General features: G+C 41.7%; 23 protein-coding genes. 12 read left to right on the plus strand and 11 right to left on the minus strand.

The window, feature by feature from the left end; genetic code table 11:
• The first annotated feature begins 28 nt into the window (after positions 1–28).
• The 8 genes from tatA (at position 29) to CWB72_RS08020 (ending at position 8,340) form a co-directional block, all read left to right on the plus strand.
• On the plus strand, positions 29–259 hold the full coding sequence (gene tatA / locus CWB72_RS07985) for a Sec-independent protein translocase subunit TatA (RefSeq protein WP_130256614.1): 231 nt from the start codon (positions 29–31) through the stop codon (positions 257–259).
• A gap of 5 nt (positions 260–264) precedes the next feature.
• The gene (gene tatB, locus CWB72_RS07990; RefSeq protein WP_130256613.1) at positions 265–597 is read left to right on the plus strand and encodes a Sec-independent protein translocase protein TatB; all 333 of its coding nucleotides are present in this window, start codon (positions 265–267) and stop codon (positions 595–597) included.
• A gap of 12 nt (positions 598–609) precedes the next feature.
• Positions 610–1,356, plus strand: a complete 747-nt coding sequence (gene tatC, locus CWB72_RS07995) for a twin-arginine translocase subunit TatC (protein ID WP_138630431.1) — start codon at positions 610–612, stop codon at positions 1,354–1,356.
• Positions 1,353–1,832 carry a hypothetical protein gene (locus CWB72_RS08000; protein WP_138630433.1) on the plus strand — a complete coding sequence of 160 codons (480 nt, stop codon included), beginning with the start codon at positions 1,353–1,355 and terminating at the stop codon, positions 1,830–1,832. Before tatC ends, CWB72_RS08000 begins: the two co-directional genes overlap by 4 nt.
• Positions 1,832–2,620, plus strand: a complete 789-nt coding sequence (locus tag CWB72_RS08005) for a TatD family hydrolase (protein WP_138630435.1) — start codon at positions 1,832–1,834, stop codon at positions 2,618–2,620. Before CWB72_RS08000 ends, CWB72_RS08005 begins: the two co-directional genes overlap by 1 nt.
• 1 nt (position 2,621) lies before the next feature.
• Positions 2,622–4,457, plus strand: a complete 1,836-nt coding sequence (locus tag CWB72_RS08010; protein WP_138630437.1) for a sensor domain-containing diguanylate cyclase — start codon at positions 2,622–2,624, stop codon at positions 4,455–4,457.
• 9 nt (positions 4,458–4,466) lie between these two features.
• Positions 4,467–5,477, plus strand: a complete 1,011-nt coding sequence (gene hemB, locus CWB72_RS08015) for a porphobilinogen synthase (RefSeq protein WP_138630439.1) — start codon at positions 4,467–4,469, stop codon at positions 5,475–5,477.
• A 139-nt stretch (positions 5,478–5,616) separates the two neighbouring features.
• Positions 5,617–8,340: an ExeM/NucH family extracellular endonuclease gene (locus CWB72_RS08020; RefSeq protein ID WP_138630441.1), complete on the plus strand. Its 2,724-nt coding sequence runs from the start codon at positions 5,617–5,619 to the stop codon at positions 8,338–8,340.
• A gap of 51 nt (positions 8,341–8,391) precedes the next feature.
• Here CWB72_RS08020 and CWB72_RS08025 read toward each other — a convergent pair whose 3' ends face one another.
• From CWB72_RS08025 to CWB72_RS08060, 8 genes are all read right to left on the minus strand, one after another.
• Entirely contained in the window at positions 8,392–8,784 is a 393-nt protein-coding gene (locus CWB72_RS08025) for a hypothetical protein (RefSeq protein WP_138567595.1), read from the minus strand.
• Between the two features lie 183 nt (positions 8,785–8,967).
• Complete coding sequence (gene fusA / locus CWB72_RS08030) at positions 8,968–11,055, minus strand: elongation factor G (RefSeq protein WP_138630443.1); 2,088 nt, start codon at positions 11,053–11,055, stop codon at positions 8,968–8,970.
• 193 nt (positions 11,056–11,248) lie between these two features.
• Positions 11,249–12,037, minus strand: coding sequence for a TIGR00266 family protein (locus CWB72_RS08035; RefSeq protein ID WP_058031343.1), 789 nt, complete (start codon positions 12,035–12,037; stop codon positions 11,249–11,251).
• An 88-nt stretch (positions 12,038–12,125) separates the two neighbouring features.
• A complete protein-coding gene (locus CWB72_RS08040; RefSeq protein WP_138630445.1) occupies positions 12,126–13,427 on the minus strand; it encodes a GntP family permease in 1,302 nt (433 codons plus the stop codon).
• A gap of 120 nt (positions 13,428–13,547) precedes the next feature.
• Positions 13,548–14,240 (minus strand): LytR/AlgR family response regulator transcription factor, encoded by a 693-nt coding sequence (locus CWB72_RS08045; RefSeq protein ID WP_138630447.1) that lies wholly within the window; start codon positions 14,238–14,240, stop codon positions 13,548–13,550.
• Entirely contained in the window at positions 14,237–15,298 is a 1,062-nt protein-coding gene (locus CWB72_RS08050) for a sensor histidine kinase (RefSeq protein ID WP_138630449.1), read from the minus strand. Before CWB72_RS08050 ends, CWB72_RS08045 begins: the two co-directional genes overlap by 4 nt.
• A 1-nt stretch (position 15,299) precedes the next feature.
• On the minus strand, positions 15,300–16,208 hold the full coding sequence (locus CWB72_RS08055; protein WP_171037244.1) for a serine hydrolase domain-containing protein: 909 nt from the start codon (positions 16,206–16,208) through the stop codon (positions 15,300–15,302).
• 47 nt (positions 16,209–16,255) lie between these two features.
• Entirely contained in the window at positions 16,256–16,891 is a 636-nt protein-coding gene (locus tag CWB72_RS08060) for a hypothetical protein (protein WP_138630453.1), read from the minus strand.
• A 94-nt stretch (positions 16,892–16,985) separates the two neighbouring features.
• Here CWB72_RS08060 and CWB72_RS08065 point away from each other — a divergent pair, with 94 nt between their 5' ends.
• Positions 16,986–17,183 carry a hypothetical protein gene (locus tag CWB72_RS08065; protein ID WP_138630455.1) on the plus strand — a complete coding sequence of 66 codons (198 nt, stop codon included), beginning with the start codon at positions 16,986–16,988 and terminating at the stop codon, positions 17,181–17,183.
• A gap of 770 nt (positions 17,184–17,953) precedes the next feature.
• Here CWB72_RS08065 and ylqF read toward each other — a convergent pair.
• Complete coding sequence (gene ylqF / locus CWB72_RS08070) at positions 17,954–18,898, minus strand: ribosome biogenesis GTPase YlqF (RefSeq protein ID WP_138630457.1); 945 nt, start codon at positions 18,896–18,898, stop codon at positions 17,954–17,956.
• 151 nt (positions 18,899–19,049) lie between these two features.
• Here ylqF and CWB72_RS08075 point away from each other — a divergent pair, with 151 nt between their 5' ends.
• Together CWB72_RS08075 and CWB72_RS08080 are read left to right on the plus strand one after the other, a co-directional pair.
• Positions 19,050–19,586, plus strand: a complete 537-nt coding sequence (locus tag CWB72_RS08075; protein ID WP_138630459.1) for a YaeQ family protein — start codon at positions 19,050–19,052, stop codon at positions 19,584–19,586.
• A 119-nt stretch (positions 19,587–19,705) separates the two neighbouring features.
• A complete protein-coding gene (locus CWB72_RS08080) occupies positions 19,706–20,311 on the plus strand; it encodes an alpha/beta fold hydrolase (RefSeq protein ID WP_138630461.1) in 606 nt (201 codons plus the stop codon).
• A 13-nt stretch (positions 20,312–20,324) separates the two neighbouring features.
• Here CWB72_RS08080 and CWB72_RS08085 read toward each other — a convergent pair whose 3' ends face one another.
• Positions 20,325–20,534 carry a hypothetical protein gene (locus tag CWB72_RS08085; RefSeq protein WP_138477677.1) on the minus strand — a complete coding sequence of 70 codons (210 nt, stop codon included), beginning with the start codon at positions 20,532–20,534 and terminating at the stop codon, positions 20,325–20,327.
• A gap of 297 nt (positions 20,535–20,831) precedes the next feature.
• Between CWB72_RS08085 and CWB72_RS08090 the strand changes: the two genes are divergently transcribed.
• On the plus strand, positions 20,832–21,305 hold the full coding sequence (locus CWB72_RS08090; RefSeq protein WP_130255401.1) for a Dps family protein: 474 nt from the start codon (positions 20,832–20,834) through the stop codon (positions 21,303–21,305).
• Here CWB72_RS08090 and CWB72_RS08095 read toward each other — a convergent pair.
• A complete protein-coding gene (locus CWB72_RS08095) occupies positions 21,273–21,698 on the minus strand; it encodes a hypothetical protein (RefSeq protein ID WP_138630463.1) in 426 nt (141 codons plus the stop codon). The two genes, CWB72_RS08090 and CWB72_RS08095, sit on opposite strands and share 33 nt — an antisense overlap.
• Between the last annotated feature and the right edge of the window lie 13 nt (positions 21,699–21,711).

Here is a 21,711-nt window from a genome sequence, read left to right on the forward strand (position 1 = left end):
TTATTTTATCTTTTTATTTGGAGTCATTATGGGTGTAGGTGGAATTAGTATTTGGCAACTTCTGATTGTTTTGGCGATCATTGTGCTTTTATTTGGTACTAAAAAACTACGCGGCATTGGTGGCGATTTAGGTAATGCAGTAAAAGGCTTTAAAAAAGCCGTAGCTGATGAAGACCAAAACAGCAAACCTGAGCAGCTCAAAGACAACAGCCAACAGCAAACCCAAGCAGCTGAAGAAAAGCAAAAAGATAAGGTTTAACCCTTATGGGGATGTGGGAATTAGTGGTCGTATTAATTGTCGGCCTTGTTGTGCTGGGACCTGAACGCCTGCCCGTCGCAATTAGAACTGTTAGCCGCTGGGTTAAAACCATTAAGTCGGTGGCTAACTCTGTTAAAGCAGAAGTCAATGAAGAGCTGCGAATTCATGAGTTGCATAACAACCTTAAAAAGGCTGAGCAACAAAATATGGAAGACTTAGCACCAGCATTGAAAGACTCTGTTGAAGAACTGAAAAAAGCCGCAGAGTCAGTGCAACACAGTTATAAGCAACCCGCTCAACAACCACCTGTTGAGCAGAAAAATGATAATCAAAAATAACGAGCATTCTTTATGTCCGAATCGCTACAAAGCGGGTTTATTGGCCATCTAATTGAGTTGCGTAATCGCTTAATGAAGGCGCTACTTAGTATTTTATTGATATTTATTGCCTTGGTTTACTTTGCTAACGATATTTACGCGTTTGTCGCAGACCCACTTGTACAAAGTTTGCCAGAAAACAGCACCATGATTGCGACCGATGTGACGGCCCCTTTCTTTGCACCATTCAAATTAACTCTGTTTATATCGCTATTTGCAGCCATCCCTTTCATTTTGCATCAGGTGTGGAGCTTTATAGCACCGGGCCTTTATCAACATGAGAAGCGCATGCTGATCCCAATTTTGGTCTCGAGTATTGTGCTGTTTTACTCAGGTATTGCTTTTTGTTATTTCGTTGTCATGCCAATCATTCTGGGCTTCTTTACCAGTGTTGGGCCTGAGATGATGACACTTTCTCCCGATATCAGTAGCTATTTAAGTTTTATCTTAAAGTTATTTTTTGCTTTTGGCGTGGCATTTGAGATCCCCGTTGCCATCATGCTGTTATGCTGGAGCGGCGCAACCACAACCCAAAGCTTGCGAGAAAAGCGCCCTTACATTGCCGTAGGTGCGTTTGTTATTGCGATGTTTTTAACACCGCCAGATGTTCTATCACAAACTTTACTCGCATTACCTATGCTATTGTTATTTGAGTTAGGTCTCATATTAGCGGCTTTTTATACAAAAAAAACAACTGAACAACAGGAAGAAGAGCTATGAAAAAAATACTAATGACAACGCTTTTATTACTCTCTGCGTCAAGTTACGCATCTCAGCTTAATGTTCAAGCTCTAGAAGCATGCAGCCTAGTCGAAAACGACTTAAAGCGCTTGATGTGTTATGACAAGGTGATGGCAGGCAAACAAATAAACCTATCCTCGCATGATCAACAGAAAAAAGAGAGCAAAGAAACGCCTACTCATTTGGTTGAAACGACTTCTGATAACTTCGGTCTTGAAAAGAAAACAGTTCATAAAGCAGATGAAATCAGATCTAAAATTACAGCCCTCAAACTACCAAAAGTAGGTGAAAAAACGATCACCCTTGAAAATGGGCAAGTTTGGAAGCAAACCGATTCTGACTCTTTCAGAGCCAAAATTGGAGACACTGTGATTATTAAACGCGCTTCTTTAGGATCTTTTTTAATGAAAAAGAAAGACTCAAATAGAACCATCAGAGTCAAGCGATTAAAGTAATGTCTATCGCGTTTATTGATGCTGGCGTAAACCTCACCAGTAATCAATTTGATAAAGATAGAGCAGAGGTTGTAGCTCGAGCAAAAGAAGCAGGTATAGAAAATATGCTTCTGATTGGTTGCTGCCTTAAAAGCAGCGAAATCAGCTTTCATCAAGCAGCTCAATTTGGCTTTGTCAGTACCGCAGGTATCCACCCCCATGATGCGAAAGATGCACCAGATGATTTTATAAGTCGCATTACTCAGTTGATCAAAAATAAAGAAGTGGTTGCTATCGGCGAGTGTGGCTTAGACTTCAATCGCGATTTTTCACCTAGGCCAAAACAGCAGCAAGTTTTGCAAGCACAGTTAGCATTAGCGAACCAGTTTGATATGCCTGTTTATCTCCATGAAAGAGACGCATTTGAAAGTATGCGTTTCCAACTTGAGAAAACATCGATTAATGGTGTTTTGCACTGCTTTACTGGTGAACAAGCAGCATTAGAATACTATCTTGATTACGGACTAATGATAGGCATCACAGGCTGGTTATGTGATGAGCGTCGTGGCGAGCAACTGCAAAAACTGCTGCCGCTTATTCCTGATGATCGACTTTTACTTGAAACCGACGCGCCTTATTTATTACCGCGCAGCTTAAAACCGAAACCTAAGTCTCGTCGTAATGAACCCGCATTTTTACATGAGGTCGCCAAAGTAGCAGCTGAGCTAAGAGGTCAATCTGTTGAACATATCACAGAAATAACTCGACATAATTTCGAGCGCTTATTTATGTCCCCACAAGGTTGTTAATATGCGCTTCGTTCTTTTCTTATTGGTATTATTGTCTTCTAAATTAAGTTTAGCATTCTCCGTCAGCAGCGAGTTTACCTACCAAAAGCAGCTTCCTTTTTCATATACGCTTGATGACTCTAAAAGCCTAAATGATTTATTAAGAAAAGAGGTAGATTGGCGAGCTGAGCCTGACAGCACACTTAACCTTGGCCAAGCTGATAAGCCTTTATGGATAAAACTTACACTCAACAACCTGTCATTTAGTGATACAGATTTATTACTCAGCATTGATAATATCTTGTTAGACAAAGTCACTGCTTATATCACCACTCAAGATACCCCCATTGTTACACTGGCACTTGGTGATTCTTTGCCTTTAGTGAAAAGACCCATAAAGCACGAAGCTCAGCTTGTCCCAATCAAACTGCTGGCTACACAAAGTGCTGATATTTATCTTCAAATTGAGCACCATGGCGCAGTTAATGCTCCTCTGAGCCTTTGGCACCCTATTGAATACATCAAATACAAGAGTAAATTTAATCTGATTTACGGTATCTTTGCAGGCTTTATTATTGCTTTAGCACTTATTCACTTGGTGTTATTTTCTTTTACTAAGAAAACCTACTTTTTATATGCCATCGGTTTTATTAGTATCATTTGGTTGTTGAATGTACATTTATATGGTTTCAGTTACCGTTACTTGTACGGTAACTGGCATTGGTTACAGCAGTATGCACAACCTTTACTAGTGCTATTATCTAGCGTTGTTTTACTGCCTCTTATAAAACCATTTGTCCAAATAAATCGTGTTCGCTCAGCGTTTTCTGTACCCCCCAGTTATTTTTATACGGGCCTCATTACATTACTACTCACACTGAGCGTTTTACCTATTCACCTTTCAGTCGCAGCCAGCTACATATTGAGCTTCATACTATTGACCTCACTATTATTCTTGTTTGCTTATCAATGGCTGAAAAATAAATCTCGAACACCAAGCTTGGTTGCTATATTCAGCTTTATGTTACTTGCCCTAGGCCATCAAATCAGCTTTGAACTTAGCTTAATATCTGGCCCTCAACTAAATACACCAATTAGTTACTTTTGCTATTTCACCATGAGTTTAATTTTAAGCTTTACCTTAGTTAAACAATTTATCCGCGAGCGAGATCAAGAAGTAGAAGCCCAGCAAGCCAAACTGGCTCAAAGCCAAGCACAAGATGCTTTACTCAATGAAAAGTTGAAACTGCAAGAGCAAACACAAGCTGATCTTGAAGCTTTGGTTGATGAACGCACCTTCGAATTACAAGTCACATTGCGTGAGCTAGAAGACAAAAACCGTGAGCTCGAACAAATGAATATTGAAGATCCGCTCACTAAAATTAAGAATCGACGCTACTTTGACAAACGCTTACAAATGGAAGTGCGTCGCTCGAGGCGTGAACAAAGCACACTGAGCTTAGTGATGTTAGACATAGATCATTTCAAAAATATCAATGACACTTACGGACATTTGAGTGGTGATAAAGCCATTTGTGCCGTAGCCGATATTATAAATTCTCACTTGCAACGTCCATCAGATGAAGTTTTCCGTTATGGCGGTGAAGAATTTGTGATGTTATTACCAAACACAGAGCTTGCAGGTGCGCAACTTATTGCGGAACAGATCCGCAGCACTGTTGAAGCTTTTCAGCTGAAACTAGATAAAGCCATCATCAACCTGACACTCAGTGCTGGCGTATATAGCAGCGTTGCTATTGATCCGAAGTCACCTCATATTTATACCGACCTTGCCGATAAAGCACTTTATGAAGCCAAGCAGCTGGGTCGTAACCAAGTTAGAATCTATCAGCCTTAGGAGAACAGAATGGCTCAATCAGGATTAGATTTATTTCCTTATACCCGTATGCGCCGCATGCGTCGTGATGATTTTTCTCGCCGCTTAATGAGTGAAAATCAGTTAACTGTGAATGATCTGATTTATCCAGTATTTGTGCTTGAAGGTAAAAATCGCCGTGAAGCCATTGAATCTATGCCTGGTATCGAAAGGCTATCCATCGACTTGCTAGTAGAAGAAGCGAAAGAGCTGGTAGAACTCGGTGTACCTGCAATCGCAATCTTCCCTGTAACCCCAGCTGATAAAAAATCGCTTCACGCGGAAGAATCTTACAACCCTGAAGGACTAGCACAGCGAACAGTTCGTGCCTTAAAAGCTGAATGTCCAAGCCTTGGTGTGATCACCGATGTGGCACTTGACCCATTCACGACGCATGGTCAAGACGGCATCATTGATGAAACGGGCTATGTGATGAACGACATCACAACCGAGCTCTTAGTAAAACAAGCACTATCACATGCTGAAGCAGGTGCTGATGTGGTTGCCCCTTCAGACATGATGGATGGCCGTATCGGTGCAATTCGTGAAGCATTAGAAGCTGATGGTCATATCCATACCCGTATCATGGCTTATTCCGCGAAATATGCTTCAAGCTACTATGGCCCGTTCCGTGATGCTGTTGGCTCTGCGGGTAACTTAAAAGGCGCAGATAAAAAGAACTACCAAATGGATCCGGCTAACTCAGATGAAGCAATCCGTGAAGTGGCGTTAGACCTGCAAGAAGGTGCTGACATGGTCATGGTCAAACCAGGTATGCCATACCTAGATGTCGTTCGTCGCGTAAAAGACGAGTTTGGTGTACCAACTTTCGCTTATCAGGTAAGTGGTGAATATGCCATGCACAAAGCAGCAATTGATAATGGTTGGCTTGCTGAAAAACCATGCATAATGGAGTCTCTGTTAGCATTCAAACGTGCCGGCGCCGACGGTATCTTAACCTATTTTGCAAAACAAGTAGCTATTTGGCTGAATGAGAAGTAAACACTTATCGTATAGAGAGTGAGCTAGAGTTCTCACTCTTTTCATAGTTTTTGATTAACATTTTTTCATTTTTCTGTAACATACCCCGTGTACGCTAATGTCCCTTTTTAGCGGATAATCAAAATTACACGGGAACAAAATGATTAACACAAGCTTAAAACCTCTTGCTCTGTTAGTTGCGGCGGCAACTGCACCAGCGCAAGCTCAACTTATTATTTCTGAATACGTCGAAGGCAGCTCAAACAACAAAGCTGTAGAGCTATACAACACCTCTGGTGCTGAACTCTCTCTTGATGGCTATACTATCTCTCTATACTCAAATGGTAATGGTGACCTAGCTGCGCCTACCAAAACATTAGATTTAACCGGTACACTAGCTGCAAATGCGACTTACGTGATTGTTAATGCTGGCTCAGTTGATGACTTAAAAGCAAAAGCGGACATCGACTCAACCATTACTTACTTCAACGGTGATGATGCATTAGTGCTTACTAAAGATGGTGCGATTGTAGATAGTTTTGGCCAGCTTGGTGTTGACCCAGGTTCAGCATGGGATGAAGGTGGTGTAACAACAGCAAATAAAACACTTCGTCGTAAAACAAGCATCACTTCAGGCCGTACTGATGCAACTTCTGCATTTAACCCAAGTGAACAATGGGAACAATTTGATCAAAACGACTTCTCAGGTCTAGGTTCGCATGGCGCAACTGATGGCGGTGATGGCGATATACCACCACCAGAAGAGCCTTTAGTATGTAACGACCCAAGCACAGCGATTAATGCTATTCAAGGCAATGGTGCAGAGAGCCCACTAAAAGACCAAGTCGTAATTATCGAAGCGGTTGTAACCGCTGATCTACAAGCTGACGATCAATTAAAAGGCTTCTTTGTTCAATCTTTAGATAAAGATATGGATGAGGATGCAATGACTTCTGAAGGTGTATTTGTTTATTACACTGATTCAGATGTAAACGTTGGTGATATTGTTCGCCTTGAAGGTACAGTTCAAGAGTTCTATAGCGCAACTCAAATCGGAAATGTCACTCGTGCTGAAAACTGTGGTACAGCAGATATCACAGCAGATCAGTTAACTCTGCCAGTTGCTGCAATCGACGACCTTGAAGCATTCGAAGGTATGTTAGTTAGCATTGACCAAGAACTTTTCGTTAATAACACTTACGGTTTAGGTCGTTATGGTGAAGTTGCACTGGGTACTGAGCGCCTTTACCAAGGTACACAAGTTGCTCGCCCAGGTGATGATGCAAATGCACTTGAAGCGCAAAACAAACTAAAAGAGATTCTAGTTGATGATGGTTCAACTCAGCAAAACCTTGACCCTAAATACCCGCAAGGTGGCCTGAGCGCATACAACAGCCTTCGTTTGGGCGACACTGTGAATAACATCACAGGTGTGATGGGTTATAGCTTCAGTAAATATCGTATTCACCCAACGATGACACCTGAGTTTGTAAAAACGAATGAGCGAACAGAGGCTCCTGAACTAAAAGGCGAAGGCGACTTACGCATTGCGAGCTTCAACGTACTAAATTACTTCAACGGTGACGGACAAGGTGGTGGCTTCCCTACACCTCGTGGTGCAGATAACGAAGAAGAATTGGTTCGCCAACAGGCTAAACTTGTTTCTGCAATCACCGCATTAGATGCAGATGTTATCGGTCTAATGGAAATGGAAAATGACGGCTTTGGTGAGTTCAGTGCCATCAGCGACCTAGTTGCAGCAATTAATGAAGAAGCGGACAGCGAGTATGCGTTCGTAAACTTCAATACGGATAAAATCGGTACTGACGACATTACAACGGCTATTATCTACCGCAAAGATGTGGTTGAAGAAGCAGGTGAAGCAAGCTTCACCACTGAAGCACCATTTGACTATAGTAACCGTCCACCAATTGCACAAAGCTTTAGAAAATTAGACAACCATGAACAATTTACTGTAGCTGTAGCGCACCTAAAATCTAAAGGCGGCTGTCGTAGTGCCGAAGGTAATAATGCAGACCAAGGCGACGGTCAAGGCTGTTGGAATGAGATCCGAACTGAAGGTGCAAACAAGTTTGCTGATTGGTTAATGTCTTACCCTACAGGTAACGAAGACGCTGACATCATCCTCGTTGGTGACATGAATGCTTACGCAATGGAAGATCCTATCACGGCATTTGCTGACAAAGGGCTTGCCAATGTTATGAACCATGTTGAAGGCGATAACTTCGGGTATTCTTATACTTTCTCAGGTCGTTTGGGTAGCCTAGATCACGCTGTTGCATCTGCAAGCTTGCTAGAAAAAGTAACAGATGCAACTGATTGGCATATTAACGCTGATGAGCCTGTAGTATTTGACTACAACACTGAATACAAATCTGAAACACAAGTAGCAAATTACTATGCAGAGCACGCATACCGCTCTTCAGATCATGACCCAGTAATTGTTGAGATTATGACTGTTGCAGGTCAACCTCCTGTTGATCCTCGCCCAATGATTGAAGCTGGACAAATCTTCCAAGTACGTGAGAATTCTCAAATCAATTTAGCGATTGGCAAATTAGCATTCACCGATGCTGACTCTGAAATCTCTCCAGTAAAACGCTTTATCGTATCTGGCACTGATCTTATTAACATTAATGAGCAGGGTTTAATCACTGTTGCTGGTAACTTCGATTATGAATACGAGAATCGCATTCGTTTCATGGTTCAAGCTGAAGATACTGCTGGTAACCTATCTGATATGGTGGAAGTACAAATTGAAGTACTAAATGTAGAAGATACAGATGATGAGCAAAGCGGTAGTCTTGCGTGGTTAAGCTTATTAGCTGCACCTCTAGCGCTTCTTCGCCGTCGTCGTAAGTAATTACGATATTAGCGACCAAAAAATGCGCCGTAAGGCGCATTTTTATACATATCAAAGAGATAATAAACGTTCTGACTTCGCAAACTCATCATCTCTCAGTTGCCAACAATAAAATCTCTTTACCTTATCGCCTGTTATTGAAACTTGTAGCACACTTCCAAAAATCCCAGGCTTTTTAGTGACTGCTTGAATAGACTCTTGATGAATATATTTTGTTTGAAATATCAAACCATAGCTTATCCCTGCTTTATCGATATGCACAAATAACTTATTGCTTTGCTCCAGATAGAGGACTAATCCAGTCAAAAATAAACAAGCAAAACCTAAAAACCTTAAAGGTTGTAATAATGCTAACTCGAAATTAGATAAAAAAAGGAAGAATAGACTAGCCAAACAGCTAATAAAAAGAACAAGCTTATTAAAACTTAAATCTACGGTATGCAAAACACGACTCCATTATACGTATTATAAAACAAACTGATATCAGTGACATCATTTCGGCAGCATAGTACTTACAGATTGTACCTTTTTCAATATATCTTTATACGATATTAGGATGAGTTATTACAGGCATAAAAAAACCGCTTGTAAAACAAGCGGTTTTTAAAATCAGATAAAAAGGGCTAATTACTTAGCTGCTTTTTTCTCTTTCTCAGCTGCGATTACAGTGTCAGCAACGTTTTGCGGACATGGTGCATAATGAGAGAATTCCATTGAGAACTGACCACGACCAGACGTGATAGTACGTAGGTGACCAATGTATCCGAACATTTCAGATAGAGGTACTTCACCCTTGATACGAACGCCCATTGCGCCAGCTTCTTGGTCTTTGATCATACCACGACGACGGTTAAGGTCACCGATTACGTCACCCACGTTGTCTTCCGGTGTGAATACGTCAACTTTCATGATTGGCTCAAGAAGTTGTGCACCCGCTTTAGGGATAGACTGACGGAATGCGCCTTTAGCTGCAATTTCGAACGCGATTGCTGATGAGTCAACTGCGTGGAAAGCACCGTCGAATAGTTCAACTTCAACGTCTAATACAGGGAAGCCAGCTAGAACACCTTCTTCCATCATTGAAGCAAAGCCTTTTTCAACTGCAGGCCAGAATTCTTTAGGAACGTTACCACCAACAACTGAAGAAGAGAACGTGAAGCCTGAACCAACTTCGCCTGGCTTGATGCGGTAATCGATCTTACCGAACTGACCAGAACCACCTGATTGCTTCTTGTGCGTGTAGCTATCTTCAACTTCTTGCGTGATAGTTTCACGGTAAGCAACCTGAGGCTGACCAACAACTAGCTCAACGCCGTAAGTACGCTTAAGGATGTCTACCTTGATGTCTAGGTGTAATTCACCCATACCTTTAAGGATAGTTTCACCTGAATCTTCGTCAGTCTCAACCTGGAATGAAGGATCTTCTGCAACCATCTTACCGATCGCGATACCCATCTTCTCGTTACCACCTTTATCTTTAGGTGCAACAGCGATAGAGATTACCGGATCAGGGAAGATCATCGCTTCAAGTGTACATTCGTGCTTAGGATCACAAAGAGTGTGACCAGTTTGAACGTTCTTCATACCAACAACCGCGATGATGTCACCCGCTTGTGCTTCAGTCAGTTCGTTACGCTCGTCTGCTTGCATCTCAACCATACGGCCGATACGCTCTGTTTTACCCGTTGCAGAGTTAAGTACTGTGTCACCTTTCTTCATGCGACCAGAGTAGATACGGATGAACGTAAGTGCACCGAAACGGTCGTCCATGATTTTGAACGCAAGCGCTTTAAGTGGCTCATCTGCAGAAACAGTTGCTACTTCACCAGTAGGCTCACCTGTGTCTTTGTCAGTTAGAGGCTGTGGATCAACTTCAGTTGGAGACGGTAGGTAGTCAACAACTGCGTCTAGAACTAGCTGCATACCTTTGTTCTTGAATGCAGAACCACAGAAAGTTGGGAAGAAAGCAAGGTCACGTGTACCTTTACGGATACAAGCTTTGATTTGCTCTAGAGAAGGCTCTTCACCTTCCATGTACGCTTCCATTAGGTCGTCGTCTTGCTCAACCGCAGACTCAACTAGCATCTCATGATATTCTTCAACTTTGTCTACCATATCAGCTGGAACGTCAGTGATTTCGTAGTTTTCAGGAAGGCCTGTCTCGTCCCAGATGTATGCTTTTTTCTCTAGTACGTCTACAACACCAGTGAACTGGTCTTCGATACCGATTGGAAGAGTCATAACTAGTGGGTTAGCACCAAGTACTTTCTCAACCTGACCAACTACGCGGTAGAAGTCAGCACCCATACGGTCTAGTTTGTTTACGAAGATACAACGTGCAACTTCTGATTCGTTCGCATAACGCCAGTTAGTTTCTGACTGTGGCTCAACACCACCAGAACCACAGAATACACCGATACCGCCATCAAGTACTTTAAGTGAACGGTATACTTCAACTGTGAAGTCAACGTGTCCAGGAGTATCGATAACGTTTAAACGGTGGCCTTTCCACTCACAAGTTACAGCTGCTGATTGGATTGTAATACCACGCTCAGCTTCCTGTTCCATGAAGTCAGTAGTTGACTCACCGTCGTGAACCTCACCAGTTTTGTGAATTTTACCAGTAAGCTTTAGGATACGCTCAGTGGTGGTAGTTTTACCCGCATCAACGTGCGCGAAAATACCAATGTTTCTGTATTTCGATAAATCTGCCATTGTTTTACTCTATTTAAAGTAGAAAATTATTCGGCGGGAGTATATCACCTCTTTCGGTGAACATCATCCTAGATATCGTCTAAAATGCAGACAATTTGCTAAAAAGTGATTTTTCTTGAAAAGAAATACGCCTCACTCGATACATTTAAATCGAATGAGGCCGAAAAGCGCTTAAATAAAAGGGTTTCTGAGGTTAATCGCCATCAATTATGTCGCCAATTGAACCAAGTACTGAGCCCTCACCTTGACGGCTGCCTCCTTGACTTGGTGCATGTTGGATCACTCTGTCGGCCAACCTTGAGAAAGGTAAACTCTGGATCCACACGGTGCCCGTGCCCGATAAAGTAGCTAAAAATAGCCCCTCACCACCAAAGAACATACTTTTTAGACCACTGACGCGCTCAATATCAAACTCAATGCCTTCACTAAAACCGACCACACAACCTGTATCTAATTTCAATGTGTCATTATTAAGTTGCTTTTTGATGACCGTACCGCCTGCATGCGCGAATGCCATGCCATCACCTTGCAAGTGCTCGAGAATGAAGCCTTCGCCACCAAAAAAGCCTGCGCCAAGTTTACGTTGAAATGCAATGTCAACTTTGGTGCCTAGAGCCGCACACAAAAAGGAGTCTTTTTGAAGATAAACAGAACCGCCAAGCTCAGCCATATCCAGAGGTATGATGGAACCTGGGAAAGGCGCGGCAAATGCGACACGCTTTTTGCCATGCCCACTGTTCGTAAAGTGCGTCATAAATAGCGACTCACCACTGATCATCCGCTTACCAGCACTGAATAGCTTACTCATAAAACCCTGTTCAGGCTCTGAACCATCACCCATTTTGGCTTCAAACTCAATGCCGCTTTCCATATAGTTCATTGCGCCAGCTTCAGCGATAACGGTTTCTCGTGGGTCTAATTCGACTTCAACCATCTGCATAGACTCGCCGATTATTTCATAATCAATTTCATGACATCGCATTGTGTAATCCTTCTAGATTGAACATGATTGTGGCTGTTATCTTGCGCTTAAAAACGCCACTTTTAACAGCCTTAAATTGTAAGCAAAGTTAAAAAACAATAAATAACCCTAAGATCAAAGCCAAACCAATTAACGGCACGACCACAGTGAGCATCGCTAGAGGCCAATAAGCGTCTTGGTGTTTTTCGCCACAAATCGCACGTATGGTTGTCACCACATAGCCATTGTGTGGCAAGGTATCTATGGCACCTGAGCTTATTGCTACTACACGGTGCAATTCATCAGCCTCAACACCCAAGTCCATATAATGTGGCGCCACCAAAGGTAAAGCTATGGCCTGTCCACCAGATGCAGAGCCAGTTAAGCCCGCAATCACACTCACCGCTATCGCAGCACCAATTAGTTCATGCCCGGGGATCTGCGTCATCATAACGACTGCATCTTGAAATGCTGGGGTCAGCTTAGCCACTGCGCCAAAGCCAACAACAGCTGCCGTATTACCTATTGCAACTAAAGCGCCTGTTGTTGCTTGATTCACCGCAGCTTCAATATTAATAAAGTATTTAAAGTTAATAATAAATAGACTGATCACCCCACCGAGTAAAGCCACAATTAAGGCATTTTGCTGCAGTGCTTCATGTAAGGTAAAAGACAGCGCCAGCACGACCAACAAAGGGATCACACCCGTAATAGGATTTGGCAGCTTGTTGCGTGTTGCCTCAGGGTCATTATCTCGCGCTTCAAACTGTTCACCTTTTGCTACGGCACGTTTAATCATATATTGCAGTAATACATATCCGAGTCCCGCCATGAATATGGCAATGATCAAACTCTCTTGCCATGCAGCATAAGGTGAAGTGCCTAGGTATTTTATCGGGATCCAGTTTTGAATTTCAGGGGAGCCTGCCGATGTCATGGTAAAAGTGACAGAGCCGAACGCCAATGCCGCAGGAATAAATCGACGAGGCAAGTTCGCATCTTTAAATAGACTGAGTGCCATGGGGTAAACCGAAAATGCCACGATGAAAACACTTACACCACCATACGTGAGCAAGGCACAAGCAAGCACTACAGCCAACACCGCATACTTCATACCCAGTTTATTCACGATATAGCGAGCAACAGCATCTGCCGCCCCACTGTCTTCCATCAACTTGCCAAACAGTGACCCCAATAAGAACATTAAAAACCAAGCTTGCACAAAACCAGCAAAACCACTCATGTAGCCCGATACAAAACTTGCCTGATCACTTATTTGGAATAAAGGTATGCCACTCGATAACGCGACAACCACAGCGCACAAAGGGGCTGAAATAAATAAGTTAACGCCCCTGAGCGTCAATACGATTAATGTAACTAACGCAAATGCGAGACCGATTGAACTCAACATAATGTCACCTGTTTGTTTTTATTTTTGTTTTAAACCAACCCTCTAATTAAACGCTCTATTTTGAAGATTGGTATTACAGATAACTACACGTTAGGAGATTTAGATGAAAAAGTACACAGTCTATAATTTATAACGTTGTTTAAATGCGGTTGTTTGATTGCGAGACAAAGCAATTTGCAGATTATTTTGCAACCTCACTTCAAGCGTACCGCCACTTTCTTGTTCCAGTTCTGCGATATTATTAATATTAAATAGCCAACTTCTATTGGCCCTAAAAAAAGGCTCTTTCGGTAAACGTTCAGCGATATTTGCCAATGTTCGATACACGCTAACAGCGCCATTTTCTGTGTGTAAGCGCGTATAATTTCCCATGGCTTCAAATGCCTGCACCTCTTCTAACGCAATAAAAAAACAACGTTGACCATCTTTGATAAAAAAGCGACTGTCTATTTCAAGTGGCGTTTGCAGTTTCTTATACTTTTCGATCGCCACAGCCAGGCGAGCTTGCGTCACAGGTTTCAAGAGGTAATCGAGGGCGTTGACTTCGAATGACTTAACAGCAAAATCATCATGCGCGGTGACAAAAATCACATGAGGCACATAGGTTAATTGTGCCAATAAGTCGAACCCACTGCCGCTGGGCATATTGATATCAAGCAGCAGTAAATCAGGTTGTTCCTGCTCTATAATAACCTTAGCCTCAATGATATCTGGCGCCTCACCAACCACATAAAGCCCACCTAACTCTTCGATTTGCGCTTTTAATTCAAGTCTTGCTAAATGGCTATCATCTACAATCACCACCCGAGTCATACTGTTTCCTTTGGTAATTCAATACGTGTAATTACTTGCTGATCTTGCTCAAAACGATTCAACCTTGCTTGACCTTTATAGAGTAACGCCAAACGTTTCTCTATATTTTTTGTCGCCAAACCCAAGCCATCTGAAGGCTGCTTGTTTGTAAGTAAGGGATTAACAACTTCAATCATGAGCTTTTCTTCACAGCTAATCGATAAATAAACTGTGCCACCTATGCGACTATTTGCAATGCCATGCTTAATGGCATTTTCTAAACATAACTGTAGGATCATTTTCGGCATAGTTAACTGAAGCGCCTCAGGTACAACCTTGATTTGTGTCTTTAATCGCTCTGCTAAACCAATTTTGCATAGGTTTAAATAATGTTCTGCATTTGCAAGCTCTTCTGATAATGGCACTTTATCTTCATGATTGGGTTGCAGAGAATAACGCAACATATCAGCCAATTCAGCTAGGCCATCACGCGCTTGAGCGGGTTGAGCTAAGATCAAAGCGCGAATGTCGTTAATGGCATTAAATAAAAAGTGAGGGTTCAGTTGGCTGTTCAACGCCTGTAATTGACTCACGGTAAGCAGTGAATGTGCCTCTGTTAACAGTTTAATTTTACTTACCGCTAAATACCCAAATGACCATAACAATGTCATACCCAACATATTAATGCCGTTACTCAAACCTACATGCTCTATGATGAAAGTAACTTGCGAAGATGGAATTGGTTGAGATACGCCAATGTAGGCAATGAAAAAAACACCGAGTAGTAACACGGCTGTTGCTAAAAACGTGCAAATTAATGCACCTATAAATAAAAAGATAAACTGATGTAAGTTACTCTTTTGTTGCATAAAACGTTTATATACACAACGTAAAATATACGTCACTAGAGCACCAGCCGATAAAAAGATTGCACCATATACCGCTTCTATCCAACCCGCATAAGGGTTTTGCATGACAATAGAAGTAATGAATATGTAGGCAATTAACCAACTGATGATATGACAGACAGCGAAAACATATCGCTGTCCGAAAAAGTACTGATACTGTAGAAGCTTCATTTTATTTATCTTTATTTTGCAACTGCTCAAAGAGTGTCATCGCTATTTTGCCTGCATCACGCTCACCCGCAACCATAGTGATCACAGCAACCTGTTTTTTAGGGTTAAATACCACCATAGTACTAAAGCCAGCCGTTCGTCCTCCGTGAAAATATTGACCTTGCTGCCCTACTCGCCAAGCATAAGCCATGTCATCATTTAAATGAGCCAAACTGTTGTTAATTGACTTGGCCAATGTGGGGTTAGTTTCCGGCGATAGCCAATATGCACTGATCCAATTTGCCATATCTTGTGGTGACGCTAACACACCACCGGCTCCAACTAGGCTATCAAAGTGCCAATTAGGTACCTTATCACCATAATAGTCCTGACCACTCAGTTTAGTTTGCTTAGAACCTGTTATCGCTAGCTGCGCATGATCCATTTCTAAGTTATCAAATAAATACTTTTCAACCATATGAGACTGTGACACTTTGAAGTTTTCAGCCATTAACCAACCGAGTAAGCCATAACCATAATTGGAATATTCAAACACCCCGGGGGCTGAATTGCTTGCGCTTAGTGCTTCTGCAAGGGCTTCATCTCCAAATAGAGCATATGGGTCATCCATGCTGATGGGGGTTAAGTTACTGGGTAATCTAGGCAGACCAGAACGATGGGTCAATAATTGCTGAAGAGAATAATTATGATGACGATATTGTTTATCTAGTAACTGAGCAACAGGCATATCAAGTGACCATGCTTGCTCTGTCACCAGCTGGCTTGCTAACAAGGCAAACAGCGGTTTTGACACTGATCCTATTTCAAACAAACTCGACTTGTTAACTGGCTCCCCATGCAGGTAAAACACTTGCTCATCACCTTTAAGCACAATAATTGCGGCATTTATGTCTACAAAGATGTCAGGCAACTGAGCCTGAAGCTGGCTCAGCTTTATTTCTACCTGCTTGTCGTTATTTATAGCTGTTTTTTTTTCAAGGTAAGCGGCATCTCAAAGCCTTGTACAAACTTCCCCTTGTAACCTTGTTCGCTGAATTTGCCAGAAAAACTTGCACTGATCATTTTCGATTTAAACGTCATTTCATCATTATTAATTGCAAACTCCGTCATGGGAATACCATAACTCTGCTGAGCAGGGCTATCTAATGAGGTATAAAAGCCACCATGAATCACAGCCACCTGAACCACAAGAGGCAAAGGTTTACCATTAATATCAAGCTCACCAGTATAAGCGCCTTCATATTTTAGCTGCGTTAGATCTTGCTCGCTAAGGCGCTGCAGGGTTACAGGCATTGCTCGACCTTGTGTAAAGGTGCCAACTAATTTGTTCCCTTTTACTTCACCGGTAAACTCAGCTTGAAGTTGCTTATCTTTAAAAGATAAATGCGTTTTTGATACTGAAAACTCTGTTGGCACTTTGCCAAATGCACCTTGATTAGGACTATCTAGCGTCACAGCATTTGCGTTAACGTCAACATTGAATCCTAAAGTTAAATATACACCCGGCTGTATTTCTAATAAGCCACGCCATTTATCCATTGCGATTGTCGTTGCACTCATTAATAAACTCACTATTACTAATAACCATTTCATTTTTAGCTCCTTAGTGATTGCTACCGCAATCAGCATACCTTTTGATAACTTAAGTACCAAACCTAGTTACAGATTACATTGTAAAAAGTTTTGCATGAGCGATTATTTGTTCGAAAGGAAGAAAAACGATGTGAACAGCACAGAAATAACAAATCAAGAAGTAAATGAGAATTATTTTCAAATAGATGTTGACACAAATCAAAAGCTAACTAATAATCAATTTCAACAAGACGAAATAACACACAACTTCATCTTGTTTATCGACCCAGAATTCGTGACGCAAACACGTTAACAGCACTGGTCAAAAGCCAAAAATAACACGCCCCTGTTAGATTAAGCTGGCGACCAAACTTATTTTACTTGCTACATTGCTCATATCGGTGACGGTAGATATGAAAAGTCAAAAAGCCCTTAATAGGGCTTTTTTTATGTCTAAATTTTGTGTTTTCATAACGAAAGATCTAAATGAGAATTATTTTCAAATATTTATTGACACACTAAACAATCTAACTGATAATCAATCTCAACAAGAAAGCACGCTACTGAATCTTGTTTCTCGACCCAGAATTCGTGATGCAAACACGTTAACAGCATTGGCCAATAACACACTGTAACGCGCCCCTTGTTATCATGTGTTGGCGGCCAAACCCATTTTACTTGCTACATTGCTCATATCGGTGACGGTAGATATGAAAAGTCAAAAAGCCCATAATTGGGCTTTTTTTATGCCTGTAACTCCCGAATTCAGCCACCTAAAAATAAATGAGAATTATTTTCAAAAAGGCTATTGACACATTCAATAATCTAATTGATAATCAATCTCAACAAGGCGAGATTGACGGCTTACTTTGTTACTTTACTCTAATTTGTTTCTCGACCCGAAACACGTGTTGCCACGTTAAAGCCATGGTAGGGAGTGAGATATCGCAACGCCCCTCGCGATATCTTCACTTTTCTCCAAACACATTTTACTTGCTACATTGCTCATATCGGTGACGGTAGATATGAAACACAAAAAGCCCTGCACGGGCTTTTTTTATGTCTGCAATATACGTGAGAGTTTTAGCGGCGGTTCTTACGCGCTCTTGCTCTGCGTAGTTTTTTCTCTTCCTCTTTTGCGGCTTTTTTTGCTTCAGCTGCAGCACGCAGCTCAGCAACCATAATTTCTTCTTCATCACGCATCGAAGGTGTTTCCATGGTGATGCGACCAATAATGGCATCTCGTAACTCATTGATTAAGATTTCAGACATCTTATGGGTATCAACTTGGTTACCACCGCGAATACAACCACGCTTACGGCCCGCCATTTCGACAAACTCCCAATCTTGCTCCGGTAATTCATCAATTTTATAACGTGACTGTAATAACTCAGGGTAGGCAGTCAGTAAGTATTCAGCGGTAAAGCTGGCAACTTCTTCGTAATTCATCGCCGTATCTTTTACAGCACCTGTCGCCGCTAGACGATAACCCGAGTTTTCATTTTCAACTTTTGGCCATAGCATGCCTGGAGTGTCATACAGCATGATGCCATCTTCAAGTCGAATACGCTGCTGAGACTTGGTCACCGCGGGTTCATTACCGGTTTTCGCCACGATACGACCAGCAAGGTGGTTAATTAAAGTCGACTTGCCCACATTCGGGATACCCATGATCATGGCTTTTAGCTGCTTATCTGCACCCACTTTATGTGGGGCTAGCTTCTTGCACAGCTCATTGACTTTAGCAACTTCGGCACCTTTATCATGACCAAACGCAATGGCTTTTACACCACTTTCTTGTTCAAAATAGTCCATCCACTGCTTGGTAAGCTCAGGGTCAGCCAAGTCTGCTTTGTTCATGATTTTGATGACCGGCTTATCACCGCGAAGCGCAGACACCATTGGGTTTTCACTGCTATACGGGATCCTCGCATCTAAAACTTCGATAATCACATCCATTTGCGGCATGATCTCTTTAATCTCATTGCGAGCCTTATTCATATGCCCAGGAAACCACTGAATGGCCATACTTGCGCTCCTAAATTCTGTTCGAAAAAATTTATTGCGCTATTTTACGCAAAAATCAGCAAAAACACTAAGCAACCTCGTTGATAAAATCGTATTTAATCGTGTTTGCTCATGTATACTGCTGCCATTCTTATTAGCATGAACGAAGATAATGGCTTTAAAATCGACCATCATCAAAGCGCAACTCGCTTTGAGCGATATGGATAAACACGTATACGAAACTCTCTCTCTAACGGTGGCGCAACACCCATCTGAAAATGAACAGCGCTTGATGATCCGCATTTTAGCATTTGCGCTTCACTACCAAGAACGTTTGGAATTCACCAAAGGGCTTTGTGCTGATGATGAGCCTGAAGTTTGGTTAAAAAACTATAATGAAGAGATTGAACTTTGGATCGAGCTAGGTTTACCTGATGAAAAGCGCGTTAAGAAAGCCTGTAATCGTGCTAGAGATGTGGTGCTATATTGCTATGGTGAAAATAACCAAGAGATTTGGTGGCAAAAGAATCAACCTAAGCTTTATAGCCACGATAATCTATCGGTTATCAGTTTACCGTATGAAGCAACATCACAACTTGCGACGATGGCAAAACGTGGCATGAATTTAACCGTGACAGTGCAAGATGGTGAAATTTGGGTAAGCGATGAAGAACAAAGTGTGCACATTATCCCAACCATCTGGAAATAGTGATCATCATTGGTAAAATTTAAACTGTAATTGGTTTTCAACGATTAATTAAGCGCCGGCTCAGTTTCACTTGTTAAAGTATGCTCGACGAAACAGGGAAGACTTAAATTGGAGGCACAATGGCAATACATAAAATCATCGTTTTGCATGGGCTTTATATGTCTGGCTTCGTGATGCAGCCATTGTGCAACAAGCTTAAGAAACATCAATTTGAGATTTTAAATCTTACTTACAATACCCTTAGCCCTGATAAATCAGAGATCTTCTCTCAAATCGATGACTTTATTGGTAATGATAGCGCTGCGCTAGTTTGCCACTCAATGGGCGGATTAATCGCGCGCGCTTATTTAGATAACCACTCAGCAACCAGTGAGCAGGTTGAGAAAGTCATCACGTTAGGCACCCCCCACAAAGGCAGCACGTTTGCCAAACAGATGCATGAAAAAGGGCTCGATGTCTTTTTAAAAAACAGTGTGGAGTTTTTGGTCTCAGACAACCAAGATTGGCCTTACAAGGCAAGGCTTTACAGCATTGCTGGTGATTTACCTTTGGGGCTGATGCCCATTTTGCAAAAAGGCAGTAGCTCTGATGGCACAGTATTATTGGAAGAAACAAAACTACAAGGTATGGCAGAGCACAGAGTATTTCATGTTAGCCATACCAGTATGATTTATTCACGCAAAGTCACCGACTATGTATTGTCACTTCTAACTGATTCAGAGTGACTTAAACGCTTATTTAGTGATCGCCTTTTTCAGCAATTTTATAAGCCACAAATGCGATAATACCTGTGATCAGTGGGATTGGCGCAGCAATATACCCAAACGCATCTGAGTTTGCGAAGCTTGCACCTGCTAAATGGCCAACAAGACCGACTACAAATGCCAGTAACGCGATAACGACAACGGTGATTTCTGCTTTATGTTGAGATTGTGTTTTTAGTTCCATGATGACACCCATTGATTTTTGTCTGTTTACAGAGTCATTATGCGCGTCATACCTGCGTGATTATTGACCTAAATCAAGTTCTATTTCTAGTATTTATACCCCCTATCACCAACTTGTGATAAATCAATTTTCAGGTCAAAAAGCAAACAAACCAGCTAATGTTGGCAAGCTTTATTCCATAGATTAATAACACCTAATCAATCGCTTTTTTGAATTACAGTTATTGTTTTATCCCGTTAGACCAATCAAAGCACATACCCCATACTTACTCCCATGCAAACAACAGGAGTAAATAACATGACACAGTTCAGCGATATCGGTTTATCAACACAAGCAAGTGAAGACCTAGCAGTAAAACTAAATGGCTTATTAAGTAATTACCAAATTCAATACATGAATGCGCGTGGTTTTCATTGGAATATCAAAGGCAAAAACTTTTTTGAGCTGCACCTAAAGTTCGAAGAAATTTATGACCAATTATTGTTAAAAGTAGATGAGCTAGCGGAGCGTATCTTAACCATAGGTGGCCAGCCACTACATGCATTTAGTGATTATCTTGAGCGTGCTGACATTCAGGAAGCGAAAAACATCGCAGATGGTAATGACGCGGTGACAACATTACTGAATGGCTTCACGCTATTATTAAAACAGCAGCGCGAGATTTTAGGTGTGGCAAGTGACGCAGAAGATGAAGGTACAGCCGCTCTAATGAGCGACTATATTAAAGAACAAGAAAAGCTAGTGTGGATGCTCAAAGCGTATTTGGGATAACACAGCCAGAGCTTGTTGATGCTCAGGTTTATGGGCTAAGTAGGTCTGTTCATCGGGGTAAAAGCTCAGCTGAGTTTTTGCCCCTTGCCACAACTGCTTCAATAAATGCTCAGCGATTGGATTCACACCAATATAGTCGACCCATTTATAGCCTCGTTGCTTTACCCCTTCGAAATACTCTTTAGTTGCCTCCAAACTATCTGAGGTACTCATTTCAAATTCAGATAAATTCAGTACAGCACTGTCACAAGGTGTTGGCTCTGACATAACACGCTTAATAATATCATTTTGAAAATCAATCACCCCTTCGCGGTTGAATCCACCTTTCAACGCAATATAAATCGTCGCATTTTCAATATGAACACGCCATAAACCGTGTGCTTTAAACTTCATCTTTACCCCTATT

Origin of the sequence: Pseudoalteromonas phenolica, from assembly GCF_005886345.1 — a bacterium.
GTDB lineage: Bacteria > Pseudomonadota > Gammaproteobacteria > Enterobacterales > Alteromonadaceae > Pseudoalteromonas > Pseudoalteromonas phenolica_A.

Excerpts from the sequence above, each read along its gene's own strand:
- CWB72_RS08080 (WP_138630461.1), top strand. The coding sequence starts at position 19,706 with ATGGCAATACATAAAATCATCGTTTTGCATGGGCTTTATATGTCTGGC.
- CWB72_RS08050 (WP_138630449.1), bottom strand. The coding sequence starts at position 15,298 with ATGAAGCTTCTACAGTATCAGTACTTTTTCGGACAGCGATATGTTTTC.
- CWB72_RS08090 (WP_130255401.1), top strand. The coding sequence starts at position 20,832 with ATGACACAGTTCAGCGATATCGGTTTATCAACACAAGCAAGTGAAGAC.
- CWB72_RS08040 (WP_138630445.1), bottom strand. The coding sequence starts at position 13,427 with ATGTTGAGTTCAATCGGTCTCGCATTTGCGTTAGTTACATTAATCGTA.
- ylqF (WP_138630457.1), bottom strand. The coding sequence starts at position 18,898 with ATGGCCATTCAGTGGTTTCCTGGGCATATGAATAAGGCTCGCAATGAG.
- CWB72_RS08065 (WP_138630455.1), top strand. The coding sequence starts at position 16,986 with ATGAGCGATTATTTGTTCGAAAGGAAGAAAAACGATGTGAACAGCACA.
- CWB72_RS08060 (WP_138630453.1), bottom strand. The coding sequence starts at position 16,891 with ATGAAATGGTTATTAGTAATAGTGAGTTTATTAATGAGTGCAACGACA.
- CWB72_RS08000 (WP_138630433.1), top strand. The coding sequence starts at position 1,353 with ATGAAAAAAATACTAATGACAACGCTTTTATTACTCTCTGCGTCAAGT.
- CWB72_RS08045 (WP_138630447.1), bottom strand. The coding sequence starts at position 14,240 with ATGACTCGGGTGGTGATTGTAGATGATAGCCATTTAGCAAGACTTGAA.
- tatB (WP_130256613.1), top strand. The coding sequence starts at position 265 with ATGGGGATGTGGGAATTAGTGGTCGTATTAATTGTCGGCCTTGTTGTG.
- CWB72_RS08020 (WP_138630441.1), top strand. The coding sequence starts at position 5,617 with ATGATTAACACAAGCTTAAAACCTCTTGCTCTGTTAGTTGCGGCGGCA.
- CWB72_RS08035 (WP_058031343.1), bottom strand. The coding sequence starts at position 12,037 with ATGCGATGTCATGAAATTGATTATGAAATAATCGGCGAGTCTATGCAG.
- tatA (WP_130256614.1), top strand. The coding sequence starts at position 29 with ATGGGTGTAGGTGGAATTAGTATTTGGCAACTTCTGATTGTTTTGGCG.
- fusA (WP_138630443.1), bottom strand. The coding sequence starts at position 11,055 with ATGGCAGATTTATCGAAATACAGAAACATTGGTATTTTCGCGCACGTT.
- CWB72_RS08010 (WP_138630437.1), top strand. The coding sequence starts at position 2,622 with ATGCGCTTCGTTCTTTTCTTATTGGTATTATTGTCTTCTAAATTAAGT.
- CWB72_RS08085 (WP_138477677.1), bottom strand. The coding sequence starts at position 20,534 with ATGGAACTAAAAACACAATCTCAACATAAAGCAGAAATCACCGTTGTC.
- CWB72_RS08005 (WP_138630435.1), top strand. The coding sequence starts at position 1,832 with ATGTCTATCGCGTTTATTGATGCTGGCGTAAACCTCACCAGTAATCAA.
- hemB (WP_138630439.1), top strand. The coding sequence starts at position 4,467 with ATGGCTCAATCAGGATTAGATTTATTTCCTTATACCCGTATGCGCCGC.
- CWB72_RS08095 (WP_138630463.1), bottom strand. The coding sequence starts at position 21,698 with ATGAAGTTTAAAGCACACGGTTTATGGCGTGTTCATATTGAAAATGCG.
- CWB72_RS08075 (WP_138630459.1), top strand. The coding sequence starts at position 19,050 with ATGGCTTTAAAATCGACCATCATCAAAGCGCAACTCGCTTTGAGCGAT.
- tatC (WP_138630431.1), top strand. The coding sequence starts at position 610 with ATGTCCGAATCGCTACAAAGCGGGTTTATTGGCCATCTAATTGAGTTG.